The organism is Pseudomonas triticifolii (assembly GCF_014358015.1).
GTDB lineage: Bacteria > Pseudomonadota > Gammaproteobacteria > Pseudomonadales > Pseudomonadaceae > Aquipseudomonas > Aquipseudomonas triticifolii.
This window is the reverse complement of record NZ_JACONV010000001.1, coordinates 459550-473203: the sequence shown is the minus strand read 5'-3', so window position 1 is coordinate 473203 and position 13654 is coordinate 459550. Positions and strand designations below refer to the sequence as shown.

The following is a 13654-nucleotide window of genomic DNA, read 5'->3' as shown; positions in this document are numbered from 1 at the left end:
TAGTGTGTGCACCGCAGATGAAGATGCACTGGATGGGCCGGGCAGGGAAGAATGGCAGAACGCCCGTTATGGGCACGTGTATTGACTGGTCATTTGGAACACCCGGTTATGAAACCCTCCTTCACGGCATTGTGCGCACTGGCGGTTGCCTTGAGCCTGTCTGCCTGCATCAGCGCGCCGGTCCCGCTGACGCCCCAGACCGCCGAGCGGCTGCGTCAGCAGCCACCGGTTCGCTTCCTGCTGTCGTTCGACGACGGTCCGAGCGCATCACGCTTTCACAACCCGACCGCCGAAGTGCTCGACAGCCTGGCCGACAATCCGCTTGAACCGAACATCAAGGCCGTATTTTTCGTGCAGACCGGCGCCACCGGTGCGGGCAACAGTGACGAGGGGCGGGCGCTCATGTACCGCGAGCACCAGGAAGGTCATCTACTGGGCTTTCACACTGCAACGCCACATCACACCAACCATCGCTCGTTGTCGCCAGACGAACTGGATCATTCGCTGACTCAAGGTCGCGCGATCATCGAGTCGATCACCGGCAGGCCGACCGTTTTACTGCGCCCGCCTTTCTGGAATTACGACAAACGTACGTTCAGCGCTTACCAGCGACATGGGCTGCATGTGCTGCTGACCGATCTGAGCGCCAATGATGGAAAAATCTGGGGCTACAACTTCAGCCTCAGGCGGCGCTCCAATATGGTCAGTCAGTTGTCACAAGTACGCGAACGCATCGCCGCCGGCGAGTTACCGGCGGTCGATGGGGTGATTCCGGTGGTGGTGACCTTCCATGACCTGAACCGCTATACCGCGAGACATGCGCGAGAGTACCTGCAGATTCTGGTCGACAGCGCCAACCAGACCGGCGTGCGGCTGTCTTCCAGGCCTTTCTACGATGACAGCGCGCAATTGCAGCGCGCAGCCATGGCTCGTACAGTCAAGGATGATGCGGAACCCGTGAAGCTCCCAGGCCTGTGGAACTGGATCTGGGACCATAACGCTGATTGAGTCAGCAACCCTTCGATTGAATATACCGGCCCCTTCGCGGACAAGTCCGCTCCCACTGGCTGAAACCGGTTTTCAGCGCGTAGGAGTGGACCGGGCGGCGTTGCGTTTGTCCACGAAGACTGCCTTTCGGGCGCAACACTTCGGCTGAATACACCGGCCCCGGAGCCAGGATCGCCAGTCAGCTCAGCGTGTTCTTGCGCACGTGACCACCCTGAACAATCATCGCCAGTCGCTCGCCTTGACCCACCAGGCAGTGGATGTCAGTCAGCGGATCGCCATCCACTACCAGTACGTCGGCCATTGCGCCCTTGGCGATGCAACCCAGCTCACCCTCGCGTTGCAAAATCTGCGCCGCCACGCTGGTCGCGCTGCGCAGTGCCGCCAGATTGCCCAGCACCTCGGCGCGAATCTTCAGTTCATGAGTCTGATACTCATGCATCTCGCCCAACAGATCGGATCCATAGCCCATCGGCACTCCGGCTTCAGCGAACAGCAGCAGCGCATTACGTCCGGCCTGACGAACGTCCTCGATCTTGGCCACCGAGTCGGCAGGCAGGCCGAAACGCTCGCCGTATTCAGCGAGCATTTCGTAGGTGACTTGGGTCGGCACCGCAAACGCGCCTTTTTCGGCCATCAAACGGGCTGTATCGGCGTCCACCAGATTGCCGTGCTCGATGGTGCGCACGCCGCACTCAATGGCCCGGCGAATGGCGCGTGCGGTGTAGGCGTGTGCCATGACGTAGGTATTGGCCGCGGCAGCCTCATCGACAATCGCGCGGATTTCAGCCTCGCTGTACTGCGTGTTGGCAATCGGGTCAGTGGGTGAAGACACCCCGCCCGACGCCATGATCTTGATCTGGTTGGCGCCTTGTTGCAGCTCTTCGCGCACCGCCAGACGAACGTTGTCGACGCCGTCCACCACCCGCGCAATCGCACCGGCCCGGAAGCAGCAGGAGCAGGGTTCGTTGAGCAGCAGTTCACCGCGAGCGCGCATGTCGCCATGGCCGCCGGTCTGGGACAGCGCCTTGCCCGAGGCAAAGATCCTCGGCCCCGGAATCAGCCCCAGCTGAATGGAACGCGCCAGCGCCCAGTCAGCGCCGCCTGCATCACGCACGGTGGTAAAACCGCGATCCAGCATGGCGGACAGAATCGGCAAGGCGCGGTACATGATGATTGCATTGGGTTGCAGCGCATTCATGCCCAGGTTGGCGTTGGACGCCAACACGTGCACATGGCAGTCGATCAGGCCTGGCATCACGGTCTTGCCGCCCAGATCGATCACCTGATCGTCTGGTCCGGCAGGCTCGCCTTCAGGGCGAACATCCACGATGCGTTCGCCCTGGATCACGACTTCCTGACCCGAGATCAGTTGTCCCTGTTCCAGGTCTAGCAAGCGACCGTTGCGCAGGATCAGGCGTGGGGGTTGAGCAGTACTCATTGATAGGCTCCAGTCAGAGGACGGTTCACTGCAGTTGAGCGGTCGCGATAGAGCGTCGCGCCAATACCGCTGACAATTGCGGCGAACATGATGTAAAAGGCCGGTGCCAGGTTGCTGCCGGTCGAGGCAATCAGCCAGGTGATAGTGAACGTGGCGAAGCCGCCGAAAATGGTCACGGCAAAGTTGTAGGCCACCGACAGACCGGTCGACAGCACATGGGTCGGCAGCAGCTCACCGAATGCGGCGAGGATCGAGCCGATGTAGCCGGAAATCAGCAGGCCGAGCACCAGTTCGAAAATCAGCAGCGAGAACAGTCCCGGCATCTGGTTGATGAACAAAAACATCGGATACGCGCTGAAGAAGATGGCGATGGCTGATCCCAGCAGCCAGCTGCGGTTGCCGGTACGGTCTGCCATGGCGCCCACCAGCGGCGTGGCGACGATCAACACGGCGCCGCCCATCATGCCGGCGCTGAAACCCATCCATGATGGCAAGCCGAGCACGCGCTGTGCGTAGGACGGGATGTAGAACAGGATCGCGTAGGTGCAGACGGTCCAGAGCACCACCAGCGAAAAGCTGATCAGGGTCTGGCGCGGGTAGGTCTTGATGACCTCGCGCAATGGCGAGTCGACCGGTTTGCTCGCCGTGTAGGCGGGCGTCTCGTCAACGCGGCTACGGATGTAGAAGCCCACCGGGCCGATCAGGGTGCCGATCAGAAACGGCACGCGCCAGCCCCAGCTTTCCAGTTGTGCCTGCGTCAGGTAGCTGGACAGGATCGCGCCCAGCGCCGAACCGAGCAGCACGGCCACGCCGATGCTGGCCTGGATCCAGCTGGAGTAGAACGCTTTTTTGCCGGCGGGCGCGTGTTCGGTCAGAAACGCCGTGGCGCTGCCCATCTCGCCGCCTGCGGAAAAGCCTTGCAGCAGGCGCGCCAGCACGATCAGCACCGGGGCCATGTAGCCGATCTGCGCAAAGCTTGGCGTCAGGGCGATGATCAAGGTGCCCAGCGCCATGAGCAGAATGGTCAGCGACAGGGCTGCCTTGCGCCCGCGCTTGTCCCCGTAGATACCCAGCACGATGCCGCCCACCGGGCGCATGAAGAAACCTACGCCAAAGGTGGCCAGTGCCAGCAGGTAAGAGGTCAGTTCGCTGCCGGTCGGGAAGAATACTTTGGCGATGATCACCGAGAAGAAGCTGTAGACCGTGAAGTCGAACCACTCCAGGCCATTGCCGATGACCGTGGCAGTGACGGCGCGACGCGCCTGCCTGTTGTGAGTGTGCGTGAGGGATTGTTGTGGTGTGCTCACTTTTTAGCTCCTGCATGCAATACACGCAGGGAACGACCCTGCATTGATAAAGGGGGCAGAGTCGGAAGGTGAAACAGAATCAGGTCTAGCGCCCGTTAGGGTTGAGAGTAGGCGCAGTCCAGCTTTTGAGAAAACGCTCTTTACGCAGGTTTGCATGCGTGCTGCGCATGCAAACTATCATCCTTGTACGGCGATTTCCTGGGTCAGCCATTTCTCGAACGCCCTTGCGGCGCGGCGCGGCATCTTGCCGCCAGGCGTCAGCAGGTAATAGCCGCCGACTGCGCCGACGCTTGTGCTGCACGCAGGCACCAGCGCACCAGACCGCACGTGACGATCGATCATCGGCTGCCAGCCCAATACGATGCCGTGCCCCGCCATGGCAAGGTCCACCAGCACGGGGTACAGGTTGACGGTCATGCGCTTGCGGATCAGCGACGCATCAACGCCCTGGCGGCCGAACCAGTCATTCCAGGACAACCACTGGCGCTGGCCGTCTTCCAGCATCAGCAGGCAATGGTCGAGCAGTTGCACAGGTTCCAGCAGTTGGCCGTTCAGATAATCCGGCGAGCAGTAAGCGTTCACCGATTCGGCAAACAGCAAACGGCTGTCCATTCCCGCAGGCGAGGTCTCACGCAGGAAGTACAAGGCCAGGTCGAATTCGGCGCGAATCAGTGAATCCAGGCCGTCAACGACGCGCAGGCGGATATCCACGCCAGGAAACTCGTCGCGATAGCGACCCAGCAAAGGGCCCAGCCACAGGGCTGCGACGCCGCTGGAACACGCCAGTGTCAGTTGCTGCTCGCCACTGTGGGTGATGACCTGCGCCGTCGCCTCTGCACACAGCGTCAGCACGCGCTGGATCTGTTCGGCATAGATCTGCCCGGCGACGGTCAGGTGAATGCGTTTGTGCTCGCGGCGAAACAGGGCCCGCCCCAAAAACTCTTCCAGTTGCGCAACCTGTCGACTGATCGCACTTTGCGTCAGGTTCAGTTCGGTGGCCGCACGGGTAAAGCTGCCGTGGCGGACAGTGGCCTCGAAAGCGATCAGGTTTTGCAGCGGCGGCAACGGCTCTATGCGCATGAAAGCTCCGGATCAGAGGCTATCGGGAAACGGAATGGACAGCAGCCAGTCCCTGAACACGCACAACGATGGCAGGTTCTGAAAGCGTGTGGCGTAGGCCAGATAGTAATTGCGGCCACTGTCCAGCGGCTCGAACAAGGTCACCAGTTCACCACTGCCGAGTTCATCCTGCACCAGAATGCGTGGCACCAGCGCGATGCCGATGCCTGCAGCCACGGCCTGGATGAGGTGCGAGGTCAGCTCAAAGCTCGGGCCGGGGCGCATTACGTGATGATCCAGCCGGTTACGCTCGAACCAGTCCGACCAGGCATTGGGACGCGACACCACACTGAGTAGCGAGTGCTGCGCCACTTGCGCGGGCGTCATCGACGCATAGCCTTCAAGCGCGCCGGGACTGGCAATGAGCACCAGCTTCTCGCTGACCAACGGGTGGGCGATGTAGCCAGGCCAGTTGCCTGTGCCGGCGCAAATGATCGCGTTCATTTCGCTGGCCGCCGGCGTCAGGTCGGCGTGGACGATGCGCGAGTGAACATGCACCACATTGCCTGGATGACGGGCATAGAAGTCATTCATGCGCGGCAGCAGCCACTTTGAGCCGAAGGTGGGCAAGACCGCCAGATGCAGGGTGCCGCCTTCGGCCTTGTGCGCGATGGTCTGCAGGGTTGCGCTGCGGATACGACCGAGGGCTGCGGCCAGTTCGTGCTGATACAGCGCGCCTGCGGTGGTCAGCTCGATGCGCCGGCCATCGCGCTTGAACAATTCAACCTCGAGCTGGGCTTCCAGCGCCTGAACCTGACGGCTCACTGCACTCTGCGTCAGCGTCAGCTCATCGGCGGCCTTGGTAAAGCTGCCATGCCGGGCGGCCGCCTCGAAAGCGATGAGCAGCGACATCGACGGCGTCAGTCTTCTGGGGTTCATTCATAAAGCTCATGGAAAAACGGCAGGTTTTACGTTTGCACTGAGGCGTCGCAGGCCGGAGAATCATGTTAACCGTTGATATTGCCGTGCTTGCGAGTCATTCGAAGCATACGTGCTTTGCATATAAAAAGCCTAACCAGTCAGGAAAACCACCATGATTGCGCTGTTGAAACCGATGCCCGAACAGGTTCTTCACTATGAGCGTTTCCTCAACGCCCTGAGCGAGGGTGGTTTTCGCGGGGAGATCGCACGGGACATCGGGTCGCGCACCGTGCTGGCCACTGACAACTCCATCTATCAGCGCCTGCCGCAGGCGGCGGTGTTCCCGATGGACAGCCATGATGTGGCCATCGTTGCCCGGCTCGCCGCTCGTCCCGAATACAAACAGGTGGTCCTGACGCCACGTGGCGGCGGCACCGGGACCAACGGCCAGTCGCTCACCGATGGCGTGGTGGTTGATCTGTCCCGGCACATGAACAACATCCTGGAAATCAACGTCGAGGAGCGCTGGGTGCGGGTTCAGACCGGCGTGGTCAAGGATCAGCTCAATGCCGCGCTCAAGCCCCACGGGCTGTTTTTTGCTCCCGAGCTGTCGACGTCGAACCGCGCCACCGTGGGCGGCATGATCAACACCGACGCCAGCGGGCAGGGCAGTTGCACGTACGGCAAGACCCGTGACCACGTGCTGGAACTGTCCACCGTGTTGCTGGGCGGCTCGTATGTGAACACCAAAGCTCTGGATGACGGAGAACTGGCTGGCGAACAGGCGCGAGTTGATCGTGCGGGCGATGTCTATCGCTGCGCGCAGCAGATTGCCGATACTCAGGCGCAACTGATCAAGGATATCTTCCCGCCGCTCAATCGCTGCCTGACCGGCTATGACCTGGCGCACCTGCGTGAAGAGGACGGGCGTTTCAACCTCAACAGTGTGCTCTGTGGCTCCGAAGGCTCGCTGGGCTTTATCGTCGAAGCCAGACTCAACGTGCTGCCCATCCCGAAACACTCGATTCTGGTCAATGTGCGTTACGCAGGCTTCATGGATGCACTGCGCGACGCCAAGGCGTTGATGGCACACAAGCCACTGTCCATCGAAACCGTGGACTCCAAGGTCCTGATGCTGGCGATGCAGGACATCGTCTGGCATGGCGTTGCCGAGTACTTTCCTCAAGACCCGGCCACGCCGACGCTGGGCATCAACCTGATCGAATTCAGCGGTGATGAGCTGAACGAAGTCGAACAGCGTGTGCATGCGTTTGTCGCGCACCTGCAGACCGACACGTCTGTGGTACGCCTTGGGCATACGCTGGCAACCGGCAGCGCGGCGGTCAATCGCGTCTACGCCATGCGTAAACGGTCTGTAGGGTTGCTGGGCAACGTCAAGGGCGAGGCGCGCCCGCAGCCGTTTGTCGAGGATACGGCTGTGCCGCCGGAAAACCTGGCCGATTACATTCAGGAATTCCGTGCGCTGCTGGACAGCTACGGACTGCAATACGGCATGTTCGGCCATGTGGACGCAGGCGTGCTGCACGTGCGGCCGATTCTGGACATGAAAGACCCGGCGCAGGCCGCACTGATTCGCCCGATTTCCGATGCTGTTGCCGCGCTGACCAAGCGTTACGGTGGCCTGCTCTGGGGTGAACACGGTAAGGGACTGCGCTCGCAGTATGTGCCTGAGTACTTCGGCGAGCTGTACCCGGCCCTGCAGGCGCTCAAGGCGGCCTGTGACCCGTTCAACCAGCTCAACCCCGGTAAGATCGCCACGCCTGCTTCCGTGCCTGAGGCGCGTCTGACGCAGGTGGACGAAGTGAAGCTGCGCGGTGATCTGGACCGCACCATCGACGAGCGTGTCTGGCAGAGCTACGACACCGCGCTGCATTGCAACGGTAACGGCGCTTGTTACAACTATGACCCGGACGATGCGATGTGCCCGTCCTGGAAAGCCACTCGCGATCGTGTTCACTCGCCCAAAGGTCGGGCGTCGCTGGTCCGGGAGTGGCTGCGCCTGCAAGGCGAGCAGGACGTCAACGTGCTGACCGTCAGCGCCAGGGCCCGCACAGCCAATGTGGTGAAGAGCCTGGCGGAACGCACAGTGAACAGCGTGGCCCGCGTAGCCGGGCAGAAGGATTTCTCCCATGAGGTGTACAACGCCATGTCAGGCTGCCTGGCGTGCAAGTCCTGCGCAGGTCAGTGCCCGGTCAAAGTCAACGTTCCCGAGTTTCGCTCGCGCTTCCTGGAGCTGTACCACAGCCGTTACCTGCGTCCGCTCAAGGATTATCTGATCGGTTCGCTGGAGTTCAGTATCCCGTATCTGGCGCGTTTTCCTGCGCTGTACAACGGCGTGATGGGCGCCAGGCCTGTGCGCTACGTGCTTGAACATGTGGCGGGCATGGTCGACAGCCCTTTGTTGAGCCGGATGGACTTTCGCGCAGCGTGCGCACGCTGGAACGTGGGTATTGCGACGCCTGCGCGTCTGGCGGCACTGACCGAGCAAGAGCGTCAGCGTACGGTGGTGCTGGTGCAGGATGCGTTCACCCGCTACTTCGAAACCCCGCTGGCGGCTGATTGGCTGGAGCTGATCTCGCGTATGGGGTACCAGGTTTATCTCGCGCCATTTGCCCCCAACGGCAAGCCATTACAGGTCCAGGGCTTCCTGGCGGCGTTCGAAAAGGCGGCGAGTTTCAACAGCCAGTCACTGCGCAAGCTGCAGGAATCCGGCATTCCGCTGATCGGGCTCGACCCTGCCATGACGCTGGTCTATCGCCAGGAATACAGCAAGACCCTGGGCAGCGACAATGTACCGACCGTTCTGTTGCCGCAGGAATGGCTGGCCTCGGCGCAGGTCGAACAAGGCTCTGAAGCAGAAGGCGAGACGTATTACTTCCTGCCGCATTGCACCGAAAAGACCAACGAACCGGCCAGCGTCGCCTTGTGGCAGAAGGCATTCGCACGTAAGGGTTTGACGCTGCAGGTATTGCCGAGCGGCTGCTGCGGCATGTCCGGTACCTACGGCCACGAAACCCGCAACGTGAAGACCAGCGAGATCATCTACAGCCAGTCGTGGCAGCCATTGGTGGCGCGTCATGGCGGTGATGACCGGCTGCTGGCTGATGGTTACTCGTGCAGGAGTCAGGTCAAGCGGCAGGATGGCAAGGTGATCAGGCATCCGTTGCAGGTGCTGCTGGAGCGGCTGCGGGCTGGGTGATAATCACGCTGATGTGCACCGCTCGCACTGGATAGCTGCAACCATGTGGGAGCGAGCTTGCTCGCGAATAGGCCGGTACATTCAGCCGAGGTGGTGCGCCTGAAAGCCAGTCTTCGTGGACAAACGGAACGCCGCCCGGTCCACTCCTACGAACTGAAAACCGGTTTCAGCCCGTGGGAGCGGACTTGTCCGCGAAGAGGCCATAATGAGGAGCCTGAACCGAGACCTTCGTGAGCAAGCTCCCACAGGTTTATGGGTTGAATAACACTCAAACCAGGTACTTTCTGAACCACCCCAGCGTCCGGTCCCACGCCAGCTTTGCTGCGGCTTCGTCATAGCGAGGGGTCGAGTCGTTGTGGAAACCGTGGTTGGCACCCGGATAAATGTAGGTTTCGTAGGTCGTGCCAGCGGCTTTCAGGGCCTGTTCGTAAGCGGGCCAGCCTTCGTTGATGCGAGTGTCCAGTTCGCCGTAATGAATCATGATCGGCGCCTTGATCTTTGCCACATCCTCGGATTTCGGCTGACGCCCGTAGAACGACACGGCAGCGCCCAGCTCCGGGTAGGCCACGGCTGCCGCGTTGGTCACGCCACCGCCATAGCAGAAACCGGTAATACCGACCTTGCCGGTGGTAGCGTCGTGCTTCATCAGCCACTCGATGGCGGCGAAGAAGTCGTTCATGAGTTTTTCAGGATCAACCTTCTGCTGCAGCTCACGGCCCTTGTCGTCGTTGCCGGGATAACCGCCCACCGATGACAGCCCGTCCGGCGCCAGGGCAATGAACCCGGCCTTGGCCACGCGGCGGGCGACGTCTTCTATGTAAGGGTTCAAACCCCGGTTTTCATGCGCCACGACGATAGCCGCGACCTTTCCTGTGGCCTTGGCAGGGCGCACCAGATAGCCCCGCACCTGGCCATGACCCCTGGGCGAGGGGTAGGACACGTATTCGGCGATGATATCCGGGTCGGTGAATTCCACCTGCTCGGCCAGCGCGTAATTGGGGCTCAGCGAAGCAAGCAGTGCGCTTGCAGTGAGGCCTCCCAATGTGAACACTGCCGCGCGGTCGAGGAATTCGCGCCGGTTGATCTTGCCGTGCGCGTAATAGTCATAAAGTTCTAGCAGTTCAGGGGCAAAGTCTTTCGCTGTGAGACGTTCCATCCGTACCCATCCTTCTGGATTGTTAGAGGTTATAGGCGCCACGACGAGTCAGGCTCCATTAAAGCAGTGTTTGGCTCCATGGAGTGATTTCACCTGCGCCACCGGCGAGCCTGACGCGTGACTTGAATTGTTCAAAAGCCCGTGCGGCACTTTCCTGGCCTTATGCCTTCAAACAAGTCCTGCTCACGCCAAAGGCGACAATATAATTATTGTGCCGTACATCAAGCACGGTTGTATTTTGCCGACAATACGTATGAATTGTGCCTTGTGCACCCATGAGCGCATTCGACCTGCACCTTCGAGATAACGCGATGATTCTTTCCTCCGATGACCGTTCCCAGTTGTTCAAGGAAACTGCTGTGCAGTTCTGGAAACACATCGTCCCGATTGTGTATTTCGCGCTGCTCATTCACTTCGTGTTGTTTTTTGTGTTCTTTTTGCTGGATGTGACCATCCTCTGGGGTGCCAATTTTCTGAGCACGCTGATTTACCTCAACTGCCTGTACCTGATTAGCGGTAAGCGTTACAGGCAGGCCGGTCAACTGATGAGTCTCGAAATCATTGCGCACGCGGTCCTTGCCACCTGGGTGCTGGGCTGGGAGAGCAACTTCAGTTTTTACCTGTTCTGTGTCGTGCCCATCATCGCGTTTACGTTCCAGTTGGCAACGTTCAGACGCGTGCTCTTCAGCCTGGCGATCCTGCTGGCGGTCGTGGGTTGCTTCACGTTTCGTCGATACATGGGGCTGTCGTCCGGATTGAGCAGGGAGGTGCTCGAGTTGTTCGGTATCGGCAACGTACTGATCGCGACCTCTCTGTCCATTTATGCGACTGCGCTGTCGGTGCGGTTTACCTCGTCCATCCAGTTGAGCCTGTTTCACATTGCCAATCGCGACAGTTTGACCAATCTCTATACCCGTCGTCGCATTCTGTATCGGGTTCGTCAGCTGGAGTCTCAGCGCGAAGGGCTCTCGGCTTGCCTGATATTGCTTGATATCGATCACTTCAAGCAGATCAACGATGTTCATGGCCACGAATCAGGCGACTTGATCCTTCAGCGGGTCGCGGCAGTGATCAGTTCGAGCGTGCGGGGCAGTGATATGGCTGCGCGTTGGGGCGGCGAGGAATTTCTGGTGCTGATGCCCAACACGCTCGAGACCGATGCGCGGCGCGTGGCCGAGCGGATCTGGATGCGTATCGGCGAAGAGGCAGGGCGCATCGATACGCGCAAACTGGAAGTCACCGCGACATTGTCGATTGCCACTGTCCATCCGGGCGAAGCCTTTCAGGCTGCACTCAATCGCGCAGACGCCTTGCTTTATCAGGGCAAGGAACAAGGACGCAATCGTGTCATGGCGGCCACGCAGGTGATCGTGGACGTGCCGCTTTCAGAAATATAAGCCGCAGGTAGTCGCCGATGGTGTGCGTGCTGCGGTAGGCCTGTGCGCGTTCTATCGGTCTCGCAGGCCGCGCTCAACAGCGCTGATTTGCATACCGCGTCTTGAATCGCGGGTTCGCGCAGTGAGGATTTGCGCCACCATCCGTCTCGATCAAGGGTGTTTATGGATTTGCGTCAGCTTGAAGCCTTTGCGGCAGTGATGTCGGCAGGCAGCGTCACGGCCGCTGACAAAATGCTGGGTCGCTCGCAACCTTCGGTCACCCGGGTGATCCAGGAGCTTGAGCAGGAACTGGGTTTCGCGTTGTTTGAGCGCAGCGGCCCGAAAGTCACGCCCACGCACAAAGCCTTCATGATGTATGGCGAGGTAGAGAGTGCGCTGCTGGGCATTCGCAACATTCGCCAGCGTGCGCAAGCCTTTGCAAGCCTTCAACGCCATCATGTACGCACCGGGCGGCTTGTCGCGCGCTGAGCGGGAGCTGGCCAGCACCGTGGTGTCGCGCATCAACCGCTGCGTGTACTGCGCGTCGGTGCATGCGCAACGCTTCGAGCAACTGACCAATCGCTTGATGCTTAACCTGGGAGAGCCGGTTTATCCTGAGGCGGGCGCGCAGGACTGATAGCCTGGCGGGCGTCATCATGATCAAGGAGGTGAAGGGTGCTGATTGCGCAAATTTCCGATGCTCACGTGAGGCCCCGCGGCCAGCTGTATCAAGGCGTAGTCGATTCCAATGCGATGCTCGCAGCGGCGGTCGATCAGTTGAACAGGCTGGACCCTGCGCCTGACCTGATACTGTTCAGCGGTGATCTGGTGGACGAGGGCCACCCTGATGAATACGCAATGGCGCGGGAGCTGCTCAAGCCGCTCAAAGCCAGGCTGATGCTGATTCCTGGCAACCACGATCATCGCGAGAATCTGCGTCGTGCGTTTCCCGAGCATACCTATTTCGATGATGATCAAAGCTGCCACTTTGTTTATTCAGGGCCTGAGCCGGTGCGTATCATCGGCCTGGATATCAGCGTGCCTGAGCAGCATCACGGCGACATGAGCGATGCCGCGACCCAGTGGCTGGAGCGCACGCTCGCGCTGGAGCCCGACAAGCCGACCCTGATCATGATGCACCAGCCGCCGTTTTCCAGCGGCATTCCTTATATCGATGACTATCGGTGCGAGAGGGGCGAGCGCCTGGCCGAAGTGGTGTCCAGATACCCGGCCGTGGAGCGCATCGTCTGCGGGCATATTCATCGGTTCATGCAACTGCGCTTTGGCGGAACGCTGCTGTGCACGGCACCCAGCACGACCACTGCCATTGCCTTGCAGCTTCGCGCAGACGCCAAAGAGGCGTCCTACCTGGAACCGCCTGCATTGCTGCTGCATCACTGGACGCCTGAAAACGGCCTCATCACTCACTGGGTTCCGGTCGGAACCTTTGAAGGGCCGTTCGCGTTTGCATGACAGCGGTGCTGCCTGTCTCAGCCATGTGTAAAGCCTGATCAGGTTTCAGCGTCAGACCAGCCTGGGCTGCACCGAATCCGCCAGTCGGGTCAGTATCAGGCAGCACGATACCGCGCCGGCGTCCAGTACACCGATCGAGCGTTCGCCCAAGCGGCTGGCACGACCGATTTTTGCCATCAGATCCCTGGTCGAGTCACGCCCTTGAGAGGCAGCGCGTTTCATGGCGTCCAGCGCGTCGTTGAACGAAGCGCCTGAGGCATGGGCCTGTTCGAAGGCCTCAACCGCCGGAATCAAGGTATCCATCAGGCACTTGTCGCCCACACCGGCTTCGGTAATGTCCTGCAATGACGTCAGGCCACCGCGCAGCAAGTGGGCGAAGGCGCTTGCGTCGATCTGTTCACTGCCGCGCACTTCGTCGGCCATGCCGATGAACAGGCTGCCATACAGTGGCCCCATGGAACCGCCGATGCCTTCCATCAGGCTGAGTGTCAGCTCATCGAGCGCCTCGGCGAGGGTCAGTTGGCGGCCTTCGATGCTGCGCCCGCAGTGGGCGAACCCCTTGGCCATGTTGATGCCGTGGTCGCCGTCGCCGATGGCACCATCGACTTCACTGAGGTACTCGCGGTTGGCCACGATCACGGTGACCAGGTCGGTGACGATGGCGCTGCCATCACGAGAGGAAAAATGCTGGCTCAT

At 60.5% G+C, this 13654-nt stretch carries 10 protein-coding genes and 2 pseudogenes; 6 read left to right on the top strand and 6 right to left on the bottom strand.

All coding sequences use genetic code 11. The features are described 5' to 3' along the window. Positions 1–108 precede the first annotated feature (108 nt). Positions 109–1008, top strand: coding sequence for a polysaccharide deacetylase family protein (locus tag H8S56_RS01960; protein WP_024686350.1), 900 nt, complete (start codon positions 109–111; stop codon positions 1006–1008). A 178-nt stretch (positions 1009–1186) separates the two neighbouring features. On the opposite strand, the gene H8S56_RS01955 is transcribed toward H8S56_RS01960, so the two are convergent. From H8S56_RS01955 to H8S56_RS01940, 4 genes are all read right to left on the bottom strand, one after another. Then, positions 1187–2446: a metal-dependent hydrolase family protein gene (locus tag H8S56_RS01955; protein WP_024685844.1), complete on the bottom strand. Its 1260-nt coding sequence runs from the start codon at positions 2444–2446 to the stop codon at positions 1187–1189. After that, complete coding sequence (locus H8S56_RS01950; RefSeq protein ID WP_024685843.1) at positions 2443–3753, bottom strand: MFS transporter; 1311 nt, start codon at positions 3751–3753, stop codon at positions 2443–2445. The genes H8S56_RS01955 and H8S56_RS01950 overlap by 4 nt, the downstream gene beginning before the upstream one ends. Positions 3754–3930: 177 nt before the next feature. Beyond that, positions 3931–4833: a LysR substrate-binding domain-containing protein gene (locus H8S56_RS01945; RefSeq protein ID WP_187517710.1), complete on the bottom strand. Its 903-nt coding sequence runs from the start codon at positions 4831–4833 to the stop codon at positions 3931–3933. Between the two features lie 12 nt (positions 4834–4845). Further along, complete coding sequence (locus H8S56_RS01940) at positions 4846–5751, bottom strand: LysR substrate-binding domain-containing protein (RefSeq protein WP_024685841.1); 906 nt, start codon at positions 5749–5751, stop codon at positions 4846–4848. A 154-nt stretch (positions 5752–5905) separates the two neighbouring features. Between H8S56_RS01940 and ydiJ the strand changes: the two genes are divergently transcribed. Continuing rightward, entirely contained in the window at positions 5906–8953 is a 3048-nt protein-coding gene (gene ydiJ, locus H8S56_RS01935; RefSeq protein ID WP_187517709.1) for a D-2-hydroxyglutarate dehydrogenase YdiJ, read from the top strand. Positions 8954–9221: 268 nt separating this feature from the next. Here the strand turns inward: ydiJ and yghX are convergent, their stop codons facing one another. Continuing rightward, on the bottom strand, positions 9222–10109 hold the full coding sequence (yghX, locus tag H8S56_RS01930) for a YghX family hydrolase (RefSeq protein ID WP_187517708.1): 888 nt from the start codon (positions 10107–10109) through the stop codon (positions 9222–9224). Between the two features lie 311 nt (positions 10110–10420). Here yghX and H8S56_RS01925 point away from each other — a divergent pair, with 311 nt between their 5' ends. The 4 genes and pseudogenes from H8S56_RS01925 (at position 10421) to H8S56_RS01910 (ending at position 12958) form a co-directional block, all read left to right on the top strand. Next, a complete protein-coding gene (locus H8S56_RS01925) occupies positions 10421–11506 on the top strand; it encodes a GGDEF domain-containing protein (RefSeq protein WP_408003768.1) in 1086 nt (361 codons plus the stop codon). Positions 11507–11668: 162 nt separating this feature from the next. After that, positions 11669–11950, top strand: a pseudogene (locus tag H8S56_RS01920) (LysR family transcriptional regulator); the annotation flags it as partial. Then, positions 11910–12068, top strand: a pseudogene (locus H8S56_RS24665) (carboxymuconolactone decarboxylase family protein); the annotation flags it as partial. The pseudogenes H8S56_RS01920 and H8S56_RS24665, both read left to right, overlap by 41 nt. 92 nt (positions 12069–12160) lie before the next feature. Further along, positions 12161–12958 (top strand): phosphodiesterase, encoded by a 798-nt coding sequence (locus tag H8S56_RS01910; protein WP_187517706.1) that lies wholly within the window; start codon positions 12161–12163, stop codon positions 12956–12958. A 51-nt stretch (positions 12959–13009) separates the two neighbouring features. Here the strand turns inward: H8S56_RS01910 and dhaL are convergent, their stop codons facing one another. After that, entirely contained in the window at positions 13010–13654 is a 645-nt protein-coding gene (gene dhaL, locus H8S56_RS01905) for a dihydroxyacetone kinase subunit DhaL (RefSeq protein WP_187517705.1), read from the bottom strand.